We start from the raw sequence: 17,982 nt of genomic DNA, 5'->3' as shown, positions 1-17,982 counted from the left end.
AGCCTCCTCTTGAAGGTTTCTAAATAAGGGCAGTTCGTTTCGTATATAATAAAATATGAACTTCCTTTTCTCGAAAAGTAAGTTCAGGATGGAATATGGATTGTACCGACATGTATAAATGAGGCTGATCCGCATTATGGAATTCAATGAAGACCTCACTTTATTGGCTACGTAGGTTATATCCGCCATGCTTGTTTCACTGTCAATATAAATAATATGCTTCTATAAATCCGTTTAAGACCATAACTTTGAATGAGTGTTATTTCAATATTTTGAACTAGTTACAGCGGGGGGGATATCTTTGTCGAAACCAAAGGTCGGGCTTGCACTTGGGTCAGGAGGAGCTAGGGGGTTTGCACATATTGGCGTGATAAAGGTATTGCAGCAAGAAGGCATTTCGATAGATATGATTGCCGGAAGCAGCATGGGGGCTATGGTTGCTGCCTTTTATGGAGCGGGTTCGGATATCGAGAGGCTGTATAAGTTGTCCCGTGCATTTAAGCGTAAGTATTATTTAGACTTCACCATACCTAAAATGGGCTTCATTTCGGGTAAACGGACGAAGGATTTAATCAGGGTTTTTACATATGGCAAGAAATTTGAAGAACTTGATATTCCTGTGGCGGTGGTCGCCACTGATATAAAAACGGGGGAAAAAGTCATTTTTCAGGAAGGACCCATCGCACCGGCTGTAAGGGCAAGCATCTCCATTCCCGGCATTTTCACTCCTGAAAAAATCGGAAACAGACTGCTTGTTGATGGAGGCGTTGTTGATAGGGTTCCTGTTTCAGTCGTGAAGGATATGGGAGCAGACATCATAATTGGTGTGGATGTAGCCCACGTGAAACAGGATATGGAGATAAATTCCATCTATGACGTCATCATGCAAAGCCTCGATATCCTGCAAATGGAGCTGGTTAAAAGCAGGGAGTTTGCTTCACATGTCATGATACGCCCCAGGGTGGAGAAATACAGCTCGAAATCATTTACAAACGTACAGGAAATAATTAGTATTGGAGAAGAAGCTGCAAGGGGAAAGATAGATCAAATAAAGCAGAGTATTGTTACTTGGAAGGAGTCCTTTGAAGATGAGCCGTAAAATGTATGTACGCACTTTCCTGGTGGTGGCTATACTTCTCATAGCATCAGCCCTTTATTCCCTACCTTTTTATGTATCAAAACCAGGAATGGCTAAAGAATTGGAGCCGATCATTGAGGTATCCGGAGGAGATGAAGCAAAAGGAAGTTTTATGTTAACCACTGTAAGGATGGGCCGGGCGAATGTATATTCCTACATGCTGGCAAAGTGGAGCAAATATCAGGAACTTTATCCGGAAACCTCCATACGAAGCGAAGATGAAACAGATGAAGAATATAATATCAGGCAGCTGCACTTAATGGATGGTTCTAAAAATAATGCCATTCAGATCGCCTATGAAAAAGCTGGGAAAGAAGTCGAATACGAGTACCTGGGTGTATATGTTTTGGACGTGCTAAAAGGAATGCCCGCAGCTAAAGAATTGAAAGCCGGCGATCAAATCATTCAGGTCGATGATGTTAAATTCAAGTCTGCACAGGAATTCATGAACTATATTAACGGAAAGAAGGCTGGAGACGAAGTCAAAATAGTGTATAAGCGGGAAGAGACGGAGAAAACGGCCGTTCTTTCTTTGCAGCCTTTTAAAAATGAACCAAATAGGGTAGGGATAGGCATTTCGCTGGATGATAATCGAAAAGTGATCACAAAACCGGCGATTTCCATAGATTCAGAACAAATAGGCGGTCCTTCGGCTGGTTTAATGTTCTCATTGGAAATTTATAATCAATTAACAAAGGGCGATCTTACAAATGGATATGACATAGCGGGTACAGGAACGATGTCCGACGATGGGACAGTCGGTCCGATTGGCGGAATTCAACAGAAAATAGTTGCAGCAGATAAGTCTGGAGCCCAAATATTCTTTGCCCCGAATGAAAACGGGGCAGCAGGTTCGAATTATGAAGATGCACTTATTGCAGCAAAGGATATCGATACGGACATGAAGATCGTGCCGGTGGACAACTTTGATGATGCAATAGCCTATTTAACGAAGCTAAAAGGAAAAGAAAAATGATAAAAAAGCGCAGGCAGTCATCAACTGTTTGCGCTTTTTTTATGATTGATGGGTGGACGGGCCAAGCTTAAACCATTCTTCATTTAAAAATGATGGGAGATTCATATTCCCGTTTCATCAATGCAGCTTGATATGGTTCGGACAAGCCCAATGCATACACCTGTGCCGCTCGCAAGTCCGTTTCGATATCCGGTTTCTGATAGGACGAAAGTTTAGAGATGAGCGGGAGGGATAAGCCTTTTTTTACAGAGCGAAGATACTCTTGGCCCTTGCCATTCATGCCAAGAAGCCTGATATAGACTGGTTGGTCATTTTGAATCACCTGATCCTTTAATGTATGAGTCAATATGTGGACACACATCCGTTGTAGCCGTGTCCATGTGTAGCGTTTTGTCTTCAGCGCTGCCATGAAGGCAGAAAAGCTCGAAGATTGTTTGGCCATCTCCTTTATCCGGTGTTCGATGCCTTCCTCAATTTCGTATATCCCTGCCAATTCGGTTATAGAGGAAGAAAGGATTCGGTATTTCAACATGGGCCAATACATTTCCCAGTCATGCAAGGCATGGTAGTGCATTAAGTATTGCTCAAGACCATTCATCGTCGGTTGAGGAATATAGCTGGAAACCGAATTCAACTCCTGGTGTTCATGGATGGCTTTACGTATCCCCGTTGCACTGGCAATAGGGTCTTTGGACAACTTTGTTTCATGGTATCCTGCAGCGACCCTTTGAATCGTATAAGGGCGAATGGAGTAGCCGTTTGAAAGTGCAGCACTTACATATTCCTTCCCAAGAATATTATTAGGCTTCGTCAAATCCAATCCGGAATCACCATTGATGATCGATCGATAAGCCTGGGCAGCACTTGCCGGATAACTATTGCCATCATCCATGGCCGATTTGATTGCGGCATCGAATGCAGCGGAATTATCCGAAAGAATTCTGTGGGCGGTGATGAATGGTTCAATCCTGCCATCCTCGCTCCCAAAGCAAAAGGAGTCACAGCCAAGGGATTCCAAAAGAGATATAGATCCTTTTGCAAATATTTCCGCCTTCTGTGTCGCGAAAGCATAGGGCAGCTCAATGACAAGATCTATGCCGCCGTTCAAGGCCATTTCGGCACGTGTCCACTTGCTGACGATAGCGGGCTCGCCACGCTGTAAGAAGGGTCCGCTCATTACAGCGACCACAACATCCGCCCCTGTTTTTTCTCTACTTTCTCTTGCATGTAAAACATGTCCATTATGAAAAGGGTTATATTCGACTACTAAACCGCAAGCTTTCATTCGTTCACCTCAGAGAAAAACTTTGTATTTTATCAACTTAGTGCTAAAATAGTATTTCAAGTAAATTTACTATATGTAATCGTCCGGATTCTTTGTTTGAAATGATTCTTAAACCTAGACAATCAGTTAGGATGACTACATTATAGTGTAAAGAAAAAATATTGACAAACTTATAATTGAAAGCTATAATTATTTTTGTTGCCTTGAGGTGATTTCAATTGAAATGGACGATTAGTCAACTTCAAAAAATTCGGGACAAAGATTTACGGTTTGATGAACTGGTGGATGTCTTGGACATTAGAGAAAGAGACCCGCAAATTCGCGATGTTTCTCCAATCAGAGTAGCAGGAAGAGCTGATATCAGCTCGACCGAGATTACTTTTCACTTGCATCTTTCAGGTGAATTAACATTACCTTGCTCCCGTACACTGGTAGACGTTAAATATCCGATTGATATTGATACAAAGGAAACCTTTCTTTTAAAGGCAGATGGCGCTGATTTCTACGGGGATGATGTCACTGTTGTGGAAGGTGAAGTTGTAGACCTAATACCGGTAATTAAAGAAAATTTATTGCTAGAAATTCCGATGCAGGTTTTTTGTGAGGATGTCGATTCGAACGAAGCTGCTCCTCAATCCGGGAAAGACTGGGCCGTTATTTCAGAAGAGGAAAATGAGCATAAGGTTGATCCGAGATTTGCAAAGCTTGCCGACTTTTTTGACAACAATAAAGAATCTTGATTGGAACGAAAAATCGTTAATCCGATTTTTCCAGCTTTTTTATATTTTTTAAGGAGGTGGGAATAATGGCTGTACCTTTTAGAAGAACGTCGAAAACTGTAAAAAGAAAACGTCGTACGCACTTCAAGCTTCAAGTACCTGGTATGGTAGAATGCCCGAGCTGTGGTGGAATGACTCTTTCACATCACGTTTGTAAAGAATGTGGAACATATAAAGGAAAAGAAGTTGTCGCAAAATAATTTCTTGACCTTCTTGAGAGCTTTGCTTTCTTGATGCAACACGCTAATCAAAGCGCAGGGATTTTTCTCTGTGCTTTTTTTACAAATACATTTGGCAGAATATTTTGAATCATCCATGTTTGCGGTGATTTTGGAGAAGGTGTATACGTGGATCAGGTTATTGAAGTGAAAAAGGATAAACGCGGATTCATGAAGCTCCTATTTAATAGACCGGAGAAAAGGAATGCCGTGAATTATCAATTGATGGACGAACTTGAGTCGATATTGTCAGAAGCTGCATCCGATGATGAAGTTAAGTTGCTAGTCCTGACAGGGGCGGGCTCCGAGGCATTCTGTTCAGGTGGGGATCTAAGGGAATTTCAGGATTTGCGCACAGAAGAAGAGGCCTTTGCTATGTTATCGAAAATGGGTGAAATTCTGTATAAACTAGCAGTTTTCCCAAAACCAACAATAGCGCTCATCAATGGAAGTGCTTTCGGGGGTGGATGCGAAATAGCCACAGCCTGTGATTTCAGATTAGCAAAGAGCGGAGTCAAGTTAGGGTTTGTGCAAGGTACACTGGGAATAACGACAGGCTGGGGCGGAGCTTCACTTTTACTTGAAAAAATACCGGAGCAAAAAGCGCTAAAGCTATTATTGGATGCAAAAATACATAAAGCTGAGGAAGCAAAGGAATTTGGTTTCGTAGATGAGATAGTCGGAGAAGGTACCGATGGATGGGAAAGGTTCGCAGAAGATTTTCTTCGCCATGAGACAGGGGTGTTGATGGCCTATAAACGATTGCTGGTCCAAAAATGGCAGGGAAGCGGGCTTAAAGGGAGAATGGATGCGGAAATCAGGGAATGTTCTAAACTGTGGGCAAGTGATGAACATCATGCTGCAGTCGATCGTTTTTTAAATAAGAAAAAATAAATATTACACGCGCTCTATATATCTTCTATCTTTCCTAGCATGTGCATATTATGAATTAAAACTTGCTAAGGAGGTAGAGAGATGACGATTGCGAGACAAGATGCATGGACTCATGATGAGGATCTGTTGTTGGCTGAAGTGGTACTGAGGCATATACGAGAAGGCAGTACACAATTAAAGGCGTTTGAAGAAGTGGGGAAACAGTTATCGAGGACATCTGCAGCTTGTGGGTTCCGTTGGAATTCATTTGTAAGGAAGCAATATAAGTCAGGGATAGAGCTGGCGAAAAAACAAAGGAAAGAACAGGTAGTCAATAATCCTGAAATGGAAAGGGATTCGGTTGCAGCGGTGGAGAATGTCACGGTTGAAGAAAAAGCGCTTGAGCATGAAGATAAAGAATCTATTACCCTTCAGGAAGTTATCTTATATTTAACTAAAATGGATGAATTCTTTCAGCTTGATAATAAGGAAAAAGAACGGATTTCTGAGCGGTCCCTATTTCTTGAGCGGGAAAATGTCCGATTATTGGAAGAGAATGTATTGCTTAAAGAAAACCTGAAAGCTGTCGAGGAAGATTACCGTGCGTTAATGCAGATTATGGAGCGAGCAAGAAAACTTAGTGTACAAGAGGATGAAAAGACCAATCCGAAGGTGAGTTTTCAAATGGATAAGAATGGAAATTTAGAAAGGGTCAATAAATAAAAAATGCGGGTGGGAAAATCCGCCCGCATTTTCTCGATGCTTCCTTATTCTTGTGTATCTATTTCTTTATTATCTTGTATGCCAAATGGGCTCCAAATCAGCGGGTTTTCTCCGAGGTCCCTGTCCAAATCATAAGAAACAGCAGAAAAGCCCATCTTTTTCCAAAAGTCCTGTGAATGAACTCTTGGATTGGTTTTGATAGGCATGTTCAGGCTTTTGGCGAATTCGACTAAAGCTCTTCCATACCCTTTTTTCTGATAGTTAGGCAGGACTTCAAGTTTCCAAAGAACAAGGAAGTCCTTAGACTTGTCAAAATACTGGTCGAATTTAGCGCTTCTTTTATACAGGCTCATGCGGGCTACAAGTTTGTCACCATAAAAGATTCCGTAAAAAGGTGATTGGCTGTCATTTTCAATGATGTTACCCTCTAAATCATCTAGCATTGACAGTTCCTGTATCCCGTATTCTTTGAATTTTTTGAATTCCTCAAGCGTTTTAAAATTTACAAGTAATCGTTCTACCTTGTATTCCATAAAAAAGCTCCCCCTTAATTCTGATAAACCTCTTCCGATAGTACCCTTTGAAAGTCATCCCACTGATCTTTACCATGTGGAATTCCAGCTTAGGTCAAATCTAGTATGGCATCATCGACTTATCCTAGCTGTCTAAATGCTTATAGCCTTTTATCCCCCGCCCTTTTCCCTTAAATTTCTCGTGGGTTAAGTTTGGAGTTATCTTTTGTTCCAAAAGTATTCAAAATGGCTAAGCTTTTCGTATCTAATATACCATTAAATTAACGCTTAAAGAAGAGAATATATCTTCAATGGCGTATTAATAATTCTTTCCATGGGTATTTTATGACAAGTCTTTTTCATTCAATCAGGTGTGCTGCGTTTTCCAACGATGGGAAAATTGCTGCAGGATAAAAAAGATAATATGATAAAATAATGGATATATTTCAAAAAGTAAGGAAGGGTATTATGAGAATTGGAATCATTGGTGGAGGAGCCATAGGGCTGCTGTTTGCGTCTCGTTTAAGTGAAAAACATGGTGTGACACTCTATACTCATACTGCGGATCAGGCGTCCATCATCCAACGTGATGGAATCCGTCTTATTGCTAATGGCGAAAGCAGGCTGCTGACAGGCATCCTTTCCAAGTGCCTGGATGATGGGATATCAAATGTGGATCTTCTAATAGTGGCCGTCAAGCAATATCACCTGCCTGAGATACTGCCTAGGATCAAAGGCATTCAGGTTCCATTGCTATTTTTGCAGAATGGATATGGACATATTTCTTATTTAAATCAGCTTCAATCCCCGACCATATTTGTGGGGGTAGTGGAGCATGGTGCGCTGAAACATGACGGGAATACCGTGGAGCATACAGGGCACGGCATTACAAGGGTCGCATCCTTTAAAGGGGATCTTGAGCAACTGCCGTTAGTGAATGAAAGGATCGATCATTTTCCTTTTGCGAGGAGTGAGGATTTTCACTTGATGCTGATCGATAAGCTTGTCGTCAATGCAGTGATAAACCCTCTGACAGCTATACTTAATGTGGAAAATGGCGGGTTAATCACTAACTCCTTTTACTACCAATTATTTCAAGATCTTTTTGAAGAAATCTCCGGTATTCTGGAAATTCAAAATAAGGATGAGTCATTCGAGCATGTGAAATCCGTTTGTATGGCAACTGCAGAAAATCGGTCGTCAATGCTAAAAGATATAGAAAATGGCCGTAAAACTGAAATTGATGCCATTTTAGGTCATATCCTCTCGGAGGCAAAGAGTAAAGGGAAAAGTGATTGCCTGACATCTTCTCTATATAAGATGATCAAAGGAAAAGAGTCTCAGGGGGGATGAGAATGTGCCGGACGTAGTTTCAAGCCTTGCCGCGATATTTATTACCTTGCCTTTCGTAGGGTATTTGCTTTTTTTTATAAGTGCCAAACAAGTCACAGGAAACCATAGGCGCTCCGTTCAATTTGCAATGGACATGAGTACGCTGCTGTTCGTATTATCCGTCCATTATTTGATCATTACGATTTGGGATAAGCAAATTCTTTGGGTGATCATGCTTATCATGATCATTAACGCTTTCGTGGTGGTCCTTGTCCATTACAAGGTAAAAGAAGAAATCATTTTCCATAAGGTATTAAAGGGTTTCTGGAGAGTGAACTTCGCCTTCTTTTTCGTAGCTTACCTTCTACTATTTTCCATTGGGATAATAACAAGTATTACGAAGGTATTGACTACATAAAATAGAACATCGCATCAATTTTCTGCTGCTGGGCAACTTCTTTTGTTTTCTTAAACCGGAATGTTATACTCTAAAAAGAATTGTAGTTGCAGAGAAAGGGAGAACAGAAATGGAGATGAAAGATCTCGCGTTACCATCTTTAAACCGTTTTGCATCGGACTATTTACAAAACCGTCTTGAAACGGAGGATTATTTTCACTATGACTTGTCTAAACATGACATTTATCCCAATAGATATAATGAATTGATGAACCGCTCTTTTTTACGCGGTGAAATGTCGGATTACATACAACAATACATGTCTCGTTTTTCAATCAATGAGACAGTTAAGGGGAATATTGAAAGGTTGCGCAGGGATGATTCCGTGGTGGTGATTGGAGGCCAGCAGGCCGGGTTATTATCAGGGCCGCTGTATACCATTCATAAAGTGATTTCAATCATTAAGCTTGCGGAAGAACAGGAAAAAGAACTGGGGCAGCCAGTCATTCCAGTTTTTTGGATAGCTGGAGAAGATCATGATTTGGCTGAAGTCAATCATGTTTATGTTATGAAAAACGGTAAACCAAATAAAAAAACCTATCCTTCCTATCAGCCGTATAAAACAATGGTTTCTGATGTAGAGCTGGAAACGGATAAGGCTGAGAAGTGGCTTGAGGAGATCATTGAAACTTATGGTGAAACGGCCTTTACGAATCAACTCCTGAATGATATGAAGGAAACCATTAAGCAATCGAATACTTTCGTCGATTTCTTCGCGAGACTGATTCATGAATGGTTCAAGGAATATGGCCTTTTACTGGTCGATGCCGGAGATCCGGAATTAAGGCGAATTGAGAAGGCATACTTTGAAACGATGGTCAATGAAAGTGGACGGATTGCAGAAGTGGTCGAGGAACAGCAATCATTCATGCGTGCAAAAGGGTATGCAAAAATGATTGAAATGGATAAACGGGCAGCTAATTTATTTTATTATGATCCAGAAAAAAAAGATCGATGTTTACTCGAACGTGTAGAAGGCGGTTTCAGCGGCAAAAACGGTGAGGTATCATTTACCGGTGAGGAACTCTTGCGGATAGCCAAAGATCATCCTGAACGATTAAGCAACAATGTCATTACACGCCCGCTCATGCAGGAAATGCTTTTCCCTGTATTGGCTTTTGTTTCTGGACCTGGGGAAATAGCTTATTGGGCAGAATTAAAAAAGGCATTTGAGTTGTTTTCCATGAAGATGCCGCCAATCATTCCTAGGTTAAACATCACGCTGGTAGAGCGCAGTATCCATAGCGATCTTGAAGAAATGGAACTCAGTTTGGAAACTGTTCTGACTGAAGGAACCGCTAATGCTGTGAAAAGTTACCTTGATTCGGTGAAAGATGAGACGATTGATACCTTATTCGGAACATTGAAATCACAGCTTGAAGAGAACCATGAAAAGCTATTTGCCCACGCTGTCTCTTTAGATAGAGGGCTTGAGCCGATGTTGAACAAAAACATTGAATTCATTCAAAAGCAATTGAATTTCATGTACGGCAAAATCGGTGACCGTACAAAGGAACGGCATTCGGTCATATTGAAAAAATATGAACGGATCGAAAACTCACTGTACCCTCTTGGATCACCCCAGGAGAGGATTTGGAATGTGTTTTATTACTTGAATCAATACGGGCCAGAGTTCGTACGTGATATGATGAAGCTGGAATACCGCTTCAATAATCAGCATAAATTGATTTTCATTTAGAAAAACCATCCGTTTTGGGGAAAAGTGGCGGACACTACATTTTGAATAGGGTTACCACAAACCAATCCAGGCGGAGTTAAAATGTGGAAAAAAGACAGGTGCTAATGCCTGTCTTTTTTTCAATTTCCCGGGCACTTGTCAGGTGGTGCTTCGACAGTAATGGTGGGACTGCGTCTTAGTCTGAGTCCATTCGAGGAAATTGCACGTTTCTGTGAATAATTTGGCTAAATAAACTTAAGTAGAAAAGAAGGGAATTTTTACTTGAAAGGAGAAAAGTAAAAACAAGTGGAGAAAGGTGGGGGAATGTGGTACATTGAGATTAGAATGTGGGGGTATTGGGTATGTTCATGGGAGAGTACCATCATAACATCGATATAAAGGGCCGCTTGATAGTCCCTGTGAAATTCAGGGAAAATCTCGGGGAGCAATTTGTCCTTACCCGCGGACTCGATCAATGTTTATTTGGTTACCCTATGGAAGAGTGGAAGCTGCTAGAAGAAAAGCTGAAAGCCCTGCCTTTAACAAAAAAAGATGCCCGAGCCTTTACCCGTTTTTTCTTTTCTGCAGCTACAGAATGCGAAATTGATAAACAAGGGCGAATTAATATCCCCACGCCGCTTACTTCATATGGCCAATTGGAAAAAGAATGTGTAATTCTTGGTGTTACCAATCGTATTGAGATTTGGAGCAAATCCCTTTGGGAAAACTATTTTTCAGCTTCTGAGGATTCTTTCGCTGAGATAGCAGAAAATATGATTGGCTTTGATATTTAAGGCTGCCCCCAGAAATAGGGTCACTCAATAACCGATTGGAAGGATGTCTAACATGTTTCAACATACAACAGTGTTATTAAAAGAGACGGTTGATGGATTGAACATCAAACCTGATGGAATTTATGTGGATTGTACTTTAGGAGGAGCCGGTCACAGCGAATACTTACTTTCACAGCTCTCTGACAAGGGTAGGCTTTATGCTTTTGATCAGGACGAAACGGCGATTCGGAATGCTAAGGAAAAATTGGAAAGCTATGGCGAACGCATTGTTCTTGTTCCCAATAATTTTAAATACTTAAAAGAAGAGTTGAATGCCCGGGGAGTCGAGAAAGTGGACGGGATCCTTTATGATTTAGGCGTGTCATCCCCACAATTGGATACACCAGAGCGTGGTTTCAGCTATAACCATGATGCACCTTTGGATATGAGGATGGACCAAAGTGCTGCCATTTCTGCCTATGATGTCGTGAATACTTGGTCATTCCATGATTTGCTGAGAATTTTCTTCCAATATGGCGAAGAAAAGTTTTCGAAACAAATTGCCAGGAAAATTGAAGCGGCACGTGAAATAAAACCGATTGAAACGACGTTCGAGCTTGTGGAGTTAATTAAGGATGGAATACCGGCCCCGGCAAGACGTAAAGGCGGACACCCTGCGAAACGAGTGTTCCAAGCAATAAGAATCGCTGTAAATGACGAACTTGGTGTCTTTGAAGATTCCTTGGAGCAAGCCATATCACTTTTGGATAAAGAAGGAAGAATATCTGTCATTACATTCCATTCACTAGAAGATAGAATTTGTAAAACGGTATTTAAAAAAGCCAGTAGCATGCCGGACCTTCCGCCTGGACTTCCCGTAATCCCGGATGAATTCAAACCAACTATGAAAATAATTACGAGAAAACCGATTTTGCCATCAGAAGAAGAATTGGAAGGGAATAATCGTTCCCGGTCGGCTAAACTAAGAATCGCCGAAAAGCAATAAACACAGAAAAAATCAGTAGAGGGGGAACATGAATGAGTTCCATTGCCAAAAAAATACAAGAACAGCAATATGAAGACCAACAGCAGCAACAGACGCATCAAACAGTGGTCATCCGTAAAGCGAAGATATCCCTTGGTGAAGTTTTCTTACTATGTGCCCTTGCTATCATGGTTACCTTTATGGGAGTGAAAATAGTCTCTAATCAAGCGGCCATCTATGAAACGAATAAAGAAATCCAGCTAGTGGAAACGTCGATTGAAGAACAGGGTAAAGTGAATGATGATTTGAAAGTGCAGGTTGCTGAACTTAGTACATACGAAAGAATTTGGAAAAAAGCTGCAGCGCTAGGGTTCAAGTTAAATGAGAATAATGTGAAGGGTGTGCAGTGATAATGCAGAAACAAAAAAATATGAAGCATGGGGCAGCCGGATTATTCTTCTTATTCGGCCTGCTCTTTTTTGTGTTAGTCTGCCGCTTTTTGTATATTCAGGTGACAGGTACAGCCGGCGGGGAGGTACTGGCTTCAAAAATCGACAAGAAATATGAAAAAAAACAGGTCATAGAAGCAAAAAGGGGAAGCATACTCGATACTAAAGGTGAAGTCATCGCCGAGGATACTTCCTCTTATATATTAAGGGCTGTACTCAGTGAAAAGGAGCCGGAGCATGTCAAGGATCCGGAGATGACCGCGAATAAGCTTGCCAAATATATCGACATGGATGAACAGGACATCTATGAAAGACTTACGAAAAAAGGGGCATATCAGGTGGAGTTCGGCAGTGCCGGCAAGGATTTGACTCAGGTCGTCAAGCAGAAAATAGAAAAATTGGAACTGCCGGGAATTACATTCGGAAGAACCAATAAACGTTTTTATCCTAATGGAATTTTCGCTTCCCATCTGATTGGCTATGTAGAGAAGGATGAAGAAACGGGAGAAATGGCTGGTAAGTTCGGCATCGAAAGGTACCTTAATAAAGAATTGCAGGAAACGGATGGGAAGCTGACATATGACAGTGACTCATGGGGCTTCCTCTTACCTGATAAGGAGGAAAAGGTTGTTGCTCCGGATAATGGCAATGATGTCATGCTTACCATCGACAAGAAAATACAAACATTCCTGGAAGATTCGATGAGCAAAGTGCAGGAAAAATACGATCCTGAACAAATCATAGCGATTGTCTCCAATCCGAAAACGGGGGAAATCGTGGCGATGGGGCAAAGGCCTACCTTCCATCCGACAACGAAAGTAGGGCTTACGGATACTTGGCGTAACCTGGCCATTGAAGAAACCTTCGAACCGGGATCAACCATGAAAACATTCACCCTTGCCGCGGCTGTTGAGGAAGGGGTCTTTAATCCGAATGAAAGTTTTGTCGCTGGAACCTACAAAGCCGGATCGGGGAAAATCGGAGATCATAGCGGTATCGAAAGAGGGAAGAGCATGACCTTTCTTGAAGGGGTTCAACGTTCCTCCAACGTCGCTTTTGCCACTCTTGCAATGGATAAGATCGGAGCGGATACTTTCCGTGAGTATTTGACCAAGTTCGGATTTGATAAAAAAACGGGAATCGACCTGCCGAACGAGATAACTGGGAAGATTCAATACAAGTATAAGCTTGAACAAGTTACTACTTCCTTTGGGCAGGGTTCGACCGTTACACCGATTCAACAAATCCAAGCTGCATCCGCAATAGCCAATGACGGAAAAATGATGCGGCCGTACGTGATAAAAAGTATTTCCGATCAAGATTCCGGAAAAATTTTGAAAACGACAAAGCCGAAGGTGACAGGGCAACCGATTTCGGAAGAAACTGCAAAACAAGTACGTGATTATTTGGAAACGGTAATTTCCGCGAAAAAAGGAACTGGGAAGAAATATGCCATTGATGGATATGAAGTGGCGGGGAAAACCGGTACTGCACAAATTGCTGGTCCGACAGGCAGATATTTAGAAGGGAAAAATAACTACGTATTCTCCTTTTTAGGCATGGCTCCAAAAGATGATCCACAGTTGGTCATGTATGTGGCTGTCAAGCAGCCGAAGTTAGGTGTATCTTATGTCGGGGCTGACCCATTGTCAGAGATATTTAATCCAGTCATGCAAAATAGCCTGCAATATCTAAACATAAAGCCTTCGGAAGTTAAAAAACAAAAAGCAAATAAAATCGTTGACTATGCGAATCAAACGGAGAGTTCAGCAGTCAAAGAACTGAAGGAACTTGGCTATGATGTAAGTACGATCGGAAGTGGCCGTAAGGTGCTCGATCAATCCCCAAAAGCGGGGAGCATACTCTTACAGGGTGAAAAGATAATCCTGAGGACCGAGGGCGAAATGAAAGTTCCTGACATGAAAGGATGGTCCTTGCGCGATGTTATGAAATTGGCTAAGGTTGCAAAACTGGATCTAAAAACTGAAGGTACTGGATATGTGAGTAAACAAAGTCTTGAGGCCGGGAAAAAAGTAACGGAAGGAGACACATTCAATATTGAATTATCCCAGCCTGAAGGAGCTGGTGAAGATATACCGACAAAAGAGAAAACAGAGTGAAGATAAAGAGGGGATCCAAATGGATCCCCTCTTTAATTCTTTAAAAGTTTGTAGTCTAGCGTCGAGTAGACAAGCATATATTGAAGCATGTATGAAATGGAGGTGCCTGTTTTTGCGTGTTTCGAATGTTACTGTCCGAAAACGGCTGGCAATCGCATTGGCGATTGGTATCATTGTTTTTTTTATCATTGATATCCGATTGGGAATTGTACAGTTTTATCTAGGGGATAAGTTGACGGGGCTGGCTAAAGATTCCTGGAGCAGGAATATTCCTTTTGAAGCCAAACGAGGAGAAATCCTGGATCGGAATGGTGTTGAGCTGGCAACGAATATATCCGCGCCAACAGTCTATGTCATCCCAAGGCAGATTGAGAATCCAGGGGAGACGGCGGAACAGCTTGCTTCAATATTGGATATGACAAAGGAAAAGGCTTATCAATGGTTAACGAAACAGGCGATGAGCGTCAGAATTCCGGAAGGCAGAAAGATATCTCATGAAAAGGCGAAGGAAATTAAAGCATTAGCGATAAAGGGCGTTTACATCGCTGAAGATTCAAAGCGCCATTACCCATTCGGTGAATACCTTTCGCATGTTCTTGGCTTTACAGGCTCTGACAATCAAGGGTTGATGGGCATTGAATTGTCATATGATAAGGAACTAAGCGGGGAAAAAGGGTTCGTTAAATTTTACTCCGATGCTAAAGGGAAAAGACTTGAAAATATGGCCGATGACTATAAGCCTCCTGTCGATGGTGATAACTTGAAGCTAACCATCGATAGCAAAATCCAGACAATTGTGGAGAGGGAGCTCGATAATGCGGAGGCGACATATGATCCCGATGGTATAATTGCCATTGCAATGGACCCGAATACAGGGGAAATATTGGCCATGTCAAGCAGGCCAACCTTCGACCCGGCCAATTTTCAGAATGTCCCTTCAGAAGTGTATAATCGTAATTTACCGGTTTGGAGTGTATATGAACCAGGTTCGACTTTTAAGATCATCACGCTTGCTGCGGCGCTTGAGGAAGGGAAGGTCGACTTACAAAAGGAACATTTTTATGATTCCGGACATGTTGAAGTGTCAGGGTCTACACTGCATTGCTGGAAAAGCGGAGGGCATGGGGACCAAACTTTTCTTGAAGTCGTCGAGAACTCATGTAACCCTGGTTTTGTAGAATTAGGAAACCGGCTTGGTAAAGACAAGCTGTTTAAATATATAAATGATTTCGGGTTTGGGCAAAAAACGGGAATTGATTTAACAGGAGAAGGAAAAGGAATCATGTTCAACATGGATCGAGTGGGTCCGGTCGAGCAGGCAACGACAGCGTTTGGACAAGGTGTAGCCGTAACGCCCATTCAGCAGGTAACAGCGGTATCGGCGGCTGTGAATGGAGGGACTTTGTATACTCCTTATATAGCGAAGGAACTTGTGAATCCAAAAAATGGGGAAGTGCTGATGCGAAAGACCCCACAGGCGAAGAAAAAAGTGATTTCAGAAGCAACCTCGAAGAAAGTCCGAGAAGCACTTGAATCCGTTGTCGCCAAAGGTAGCGGTAAAGGAGCATTCGTGGAGTCGTACCGAGTCGGCGGGAAAACGGGGACAGCCCAAAAAGCTGAAAATGGCAGATACCTTGAAAATAATTATATTCTCTCATTCATTGGTGTCGCTCCAGCGGATGATCCGCAAATCGTCGTTTATATAGCTGTGGATAATCCTAAAGGAACGGTACAGTTCGGCGGGGTCGTTGCCGCACCGATCGTTGGGAATATCATGGAGGATTCACTCAGGGCCATGGGCGTCAAGCCAAGGAAAAACCAGATTGAGAAGGAAACGGTCTGGACGGATCCGGTCATGGTCGAGGTACCTGACGTTGTGGGTCTCAGCAAAAAAGAGCTGCAAACCCAGCTCATCGACCTTAAGCTTGATATTGCCGGCAATGGGGATAAAGTCATAGATCAAGCCCCCGATCCAGGTGTAAAAGTAAAACAAGGCTCCACGATAAGAATTTATCTTGGCGAAAATACAGAATAAGTATAATATAATATATGAATAGTTAAAGCGGCTGAAGAATCATCAGCCGCTTTGTTTACGGAGTTGGGATAAACCCGTATAATTGAAATTGGTTTCTCGACAAGCCAAGGCTAATCACATATAATGAATCCTCAAATTAAGTTGAGAGGGATGGAAAAATGAAGCTTCACAAATTACTATCTTATTTACACTCCTTATTTATGTATGAAGGAGAAAATCCTGAAATCACCTCCATTGAAAATGATAACCGTAAAGTCATAGACGGAAGTTTATTTGTTTGTATAAAAGGTTATACAGTCGATGGTCATGATTTTGCCCAACTTGCTGTAGAACATGGAGCTGCAGCAGTCATTGCCGAAAGGCCGCTTGACCTCGATGTACCCGTGATCGTGGTCAGGGATTCGAGCAGGGCGATGGCGGTGCTTGCCGATGCATTCTATGGCCATCCGACTCAAAAGATGCGCTTGATCGGAATTACAGGTACGAATGGAAAGACGACGACGAGTCACTTATTGGAAAAGATTTTTGAGGATCGACAAGAAAAAACAGGCTTGATTGGCACGATGTATACAAAGGTTGCCGATACGGTATATGAAACTAAGAATACGACGCCAGATAGCGTGACGCTGCAGAAGGCTTTTCATGAAATGGCCGAAGCATCCGTTACCACTGCCATTATGGAAGTTTCATCGCATGCACTTGAGCTTGGACGCGTCCATGGCTGTGATTATGATATTGCCGTCTTTACGAATCTCACACAAGATCATTTGGATTTTCATAAAACCATGGACAGATACAGGCAGGCAAAATCCTTATTTTTCTCACAGCTAGGCAATGCTTACATAGAAAATCGTCCTAAATATGCTGTGCTCAATGCTGATGATGAGGCAACGGCTGATTTCATCAAAGCGACTGCTGCTACAGTCGTAACATACGGCATAGACAAGGAAGCAGATATCAGGGCAAAGGATATACAAATTGATGCGAATGGCACATCATTCACCTTGACAGCAGGTAAAGAAGAGCGTTACATTCAGCTGAAGCTGATTGGTAAATTCAGTGTTTATAATGTGCTCTCTGCAATCTCAGCTGCTTTGTGCGCCGGTAACGATCTGGATGAGACAATTAAATCCATCGAGGATATAAAAGGTGTTGCAGGCCGTTTTGAGCTCATTACAGCGAATCAGGACTTCCCTGTCATTGTGGACTATGCCCATACTCCAGACAGTTTAGAAAATGTTCTCAAGACTGTTGGTGAGTTCGCCAGAAAGAAAATTTTCGTGATAGTGGGCTGCGGCGGGGACCGAGACAAGACAAAGCGTCCCATCATGGCCGAAATTGCATGCAGCTTGGCGACTGACCCGATCTTCACTTCGGATAATCCGCGCAGTGAAGATGCTGCCCAGATCCTCAAGGATATGGAAGCTGGTGTAGTGGGCAAAGAATATACGGTTATCGAAGACCGCAGGCAGGCGATAGCTTATGCTGTTTCCAAGGCGGAAGAGGGCGACGTTATATTAATAGCCGGAAAAGGTCATGAAACCTATCAATTGGTCGGTGACGAAGTTCTTCACTTCGATGACCGTGAAGAAGCGGAAAAGGCGATTCAAAGTCGTTTGGGTTCAGTTTGAACCAAAGCTTAAATTGCC

17 protein-coding genes are annotated in these 17,982 nt (G+C 42.2%); 15 read left to right on the top strand and 2 right to left on the bottom strand.

All coding sequences use genetic code 11. The annotated features are described in order from the left end of the window. Positions 1–301: 301 nt before the first annotated feature. Together ACQKNS_RS05290 and ACQKNS_RS05285 are read left to right on the top strand one after the other, a co-directional pair. Positions 302–1,099: a patatin-like phospholipase family protein gene (locus ACQKNS_RS05290; protein WP_427641504.1), complete on the top strand. Its 798-nt coding sequence runs from the start codon at positions 302–304 to the stop codon at positions 1,097–1,099. Continuing rightward, on the top strand, positions 1,089–2,114 hold the full coding sequence (locus ACQKNS_RS05285) for a SepM family pheromone-processing serine protease (protein ID WP_427641503.1): 1,026 nt from the start codon (positions 1,089–1,091) through the stop codon (positions 2,112–2,114). The genes ACQKNS_RS05290 and ACQKNS_RS05285 overlap by 11 nt, the downstream gene beginning before the upstream one ends. A gap of 79 nt (positions 2,115–2,193) precedes the next feature. Here ACQKNS_RS05285 and ACQKNS_RS05280 read toward each other — a convergent pair whose 3' ends face one another. Next, positions 2,194–3,399: a nucleotidyltransferase gene (locus tag ACQKNS_RS05280; RefSeq protein ID WP_427641502.1), complete on the bottom strand. Its 1,206-nt coding sequence runs from the start codon at positions 3,397–3,399 to the stop codon at positions 2,194–2,196. Positions 3,400–3,617: 218 nt separating this feature from the next. Between ACQKNS_RS05280 and ACQKNS_RS05275 the strand changes: the two genes are divergently transcribed. From ACQKNS_RS05275 to ACQKNS_RS05260, 4 genes are all read left to right on the top strand, one after another. After that, positions 3,618–4,139, top strand: a complete 522-nt coding sequence (locus ACQKNS_RS05275; RefSeq protein ID WP_141992222.1) for a YceD family protein — start codon at positions 3,618–3,620, stop codon at positions 4,137–4,139. A 65-nt stretch (positions 4,140–4,204) separates the two neighbouring features. Next, the gene (gene rpmF / locus ACQKNS_RS05270) at positions 4,205–4,378 is read left to right on the top strand and encodes a 50S ribosomal protein L32 (RefSeq protein ID WP_034313929.1); all 174 of its coding nucleotides are present in this window, start codon (positions 4,205–4,207) and stop codon (positions 4,376–4,378) included. A gap of 147 nt (positions 4,379–4,525) precedes the next feature. Beyond that, entirely contained in the window at positions 4,526–5,290 is a 765-nt protein-coding gene (locus ACQKNS_RS05265) for an enoyl-CoA hydratase/isomerase family protein (RefSeq protein ID WP_427641501.1), read from the top strand. Positions 5,291–5,371: 81 nt separating this feature from the next. Next, positions 5,372–5,992 carry an RsfA family transcriptional regulator gene (locus tag ACQKNS_RS05260; RefSeq protein ID WP_427641500.1) on the top strand — a complete coding sequence of 207 codons (621 nt, stop codon included), beginning with the start codon at positions 5,372–5,374 and terminating at the stop codon, positions 5,990–5,992. A 44-nt stretch (positions 5,993–6,036) separates the two neighbouring features. Here ACQKNS_RS05260 and ACQKNS_RS05255 read toward each other — a convergent pair whose 3' ends face one another. Then, a complete protein-coding gene (locus ACQKNS_RS05255; RefSeq protein WP_427641499.1) occupies positions 6,037–6,525 on the bottom strand; it encodes an N-acetyltransferase in 489 nt (162 codons plus the stop codon). Between the two features lie 447 nt (positions 6,526–6,972). Here ACQKNS_RS05255 and ACQKNS_RS05250 point away from each other — a divergent pair, with 447 nt between their 5' ends. From ACQKNS_RS05250 to ACQKNS_RS05210, 9 genes are all read left to right on the top strand, one after another. After that, complete coding sequence (locus ACQKNS_RS05250) at positions 6,973–7,857, top strand: 2-dehydropantoate 2-reductase (RefSeq protein WP_427641498.1); 885 nt, start codon at positions 6,973–6,975, stop codon at positions 7,855–7,857. Positions 7,858–7,861: 4 nt separating this feature from the next. After that, on the top strand, positions 7,862–8,254 hold the full coding sequence (locus tag ACQKNS_RS05245) for a DUF3397 domain-containing protein (protein WP_427641497.1): 393 nt from the start codon (positions 7,862–7,864) through the stop codon (positions 8,252–8,254). A gap of 109 nt (positions 8,255–8,363) precedes the next feature. Further along, positions 8,364–9,992, top strand: coding sequence for a bacillithiol biosynthesis cysteine-adding enzyme BshC (bshC, locus tag ACQKNS_RS05240; protein WP_427641496.1), 1,629 nt, complete (start codon positions 8,364–8,366; stop codon positions 9,990–9,992). A gap of 341 nt (positions 9,993–10,333) precedes the next feature. Further along, on the top strand, positions 10,334–10,765 hold the full coding sequence (gene mraZ / locus ACQKNS_RS05235; RefSeq protein WP_034313914.1) for a division/cell wall cluster transcriptional repressor MraZ: 432 nt from the start codon (positions 10,334–10,336) through the stop codon (positions 10,763–10,765). A gap of 52 nt (positions 10,766–10,817) precedes the next feature. Further along, the gene (gene rsmH, locus ACQKNS_RS05230) at positions 10,818–11,750 is read left to right on the top strand and encodes a 16S rRNA (cytosine(1402)-N(4))-methyltransferase RsmH (RefSeq protein ID WP_309076670.1); all 933 of its coding nucleotides are present in this window, start codon (positions 10,818–10,820) and stop codon (positions 11,748–11,750) included. Between the two features lie 32 nt (positions 11,751–11,782). Continuing rightward, complete coding sequence (ftsL, locus tag ACQKNS_RS05225) at positions 11,783–12,139, top strand: cell division protein FtsL (RefSeq protein ID WP_427641495.1); 357 nt, start codon at positions 11,783–11,785, stop codon at positions 12,137–12,139. Between the two features lie 2 nt (positions 12,140–12,141). Beyond that, positions 12,142–14,298, top strand: coding sequence for a penicillin-binding transpeptidase domain-containing protein (locus tag ACQKNS_RS05220; RefSeq protein ID WP_427641494.1), 2,157 nt, complete (start codon positions 12,142–12,144; stop codon positions 14,296–14,298). Between the two features lie 112 nt (positions 14,299–14,410). After that, positions 14,411–16,333, top strand: coding sequence for a stage V sporulation protein D (locus tag ACQKNS_RS05215; RefSeq protein ID WP_427641493.1), 1,923 nt, complete (start codon positions 14,411–14,413; stop codon positions 16,331–16,333). 158 nt (positions 16,334–16,491) lie between these two features. Then, positions 16,492–17,964, top strand: a complete 1,473-nt coding sequence (locus ACQKNS_RS05210; RefSeq protein ID WP_427641492.1) for a UDP-N-acetylmuramoyl-L-alanyl-D-glutamate--2,6-diaminopimelate ligase — start codon at positions 16,492–16,494, stop codon at positions 17,962–17,964. Positions 17,965–17,982: the final 18 nt, after the last annotated feature.

Source organism: Peribacillus sp. NPDC094092 (assembly GCF_050279365.1).
Taxonomy (GTDB): domain Bacteria; phylum Bacillota; class Bacilli; order Bacillales; family DSM-1321; genus Peribacillus.
The sequence above is the reverse complement of the archived record's forward strand: the minus strand, read 5'-3'. Positions and strand labels throughout refer to the sequence as shown.

Bases quoted from the DNA above. Each gene is read 5' to 3' on its own strand.
- ACQKNS_RS05285 (WP_427641503.1), top strand. From the start codon at position 1,089: ATGAGCCGTAAAATGTATGTACGCACTTTCCTGGTGGTGGCTATACTT.
- ACQKNS_RS05280 (WP_427641502.1), bottom strand. From the start codon at position 3,399: ATGAAAGCTTGCGGTTTAGTAGTCGAATATAACCCTTTTCATAATGGA.
- rpmF (WP_034313929.1), top strand. From the start codon at position 4,205: ATGGCTGTACCTTTTAGAAGAACGTCGAAAACTGTAAAAAGAAAACGT.
- ACQKNS_RS05260 (WP_427641500.1), top strand. From the start codon at position 5,372: ATGACGATTGCGAGACAAGATGCATGGACTCATGATGAGGATCTGTTG.
- ACQKNS_RS05255 (WP_427641499.1), bottom strand. From the start codon at position 6,525: ATGGAATACAAGGTAGAACGATTACTTGTAAATTTTAAAACGCTTGAG.
- ACQKNS_RS05250 (WP_427641498.1), top strand. From the start codon at position 6,973: ATGAGAATTGGAATCATTGGTGGAGGAGCCATAGGGCTGCTGTTTGCG.
- bshC (WP_427641496.1), top strand. From the start codon at position 8,364: ATGGAGATGAAAGATCTCGCGTTACCATCTTTAAACCGTTTTGCATCG.
- mraZ (WP_034313914.1), top strand. From the start codon at position 10,334: ATGTTCATGGGAGAGTACCATCATAACATCGATATAAAGGGCCGCTTG.
- rsmH (WP_309076670.1), top strand. From the start codon at position 10,818: ATGTTTCAACATACAACAGTGTTATTAAAAGAGACGGTTGATGGATTG.
- ftsL (WP_427641495.1), top strand. From the start codon at position 11,783: ATGAGTTCCATTGCCAAAAAAATACAAGAACAGCAATATGAAGACCAA.
- ACQKNS_RS05220 (WP_427641494.1), top strand. From the start codon at position 12,142: ATGCAGAAACAAAAAAATATGAAGCATGGGGCAGCCGGATTATTCTTC.
- ACQKNS_RS05210 (WP_427641492.1), top strand. From the start codon at position 16,492: ATGAAGCTTCACAAATTACTATCTTATTTACACTCCTTATTTATGTAT.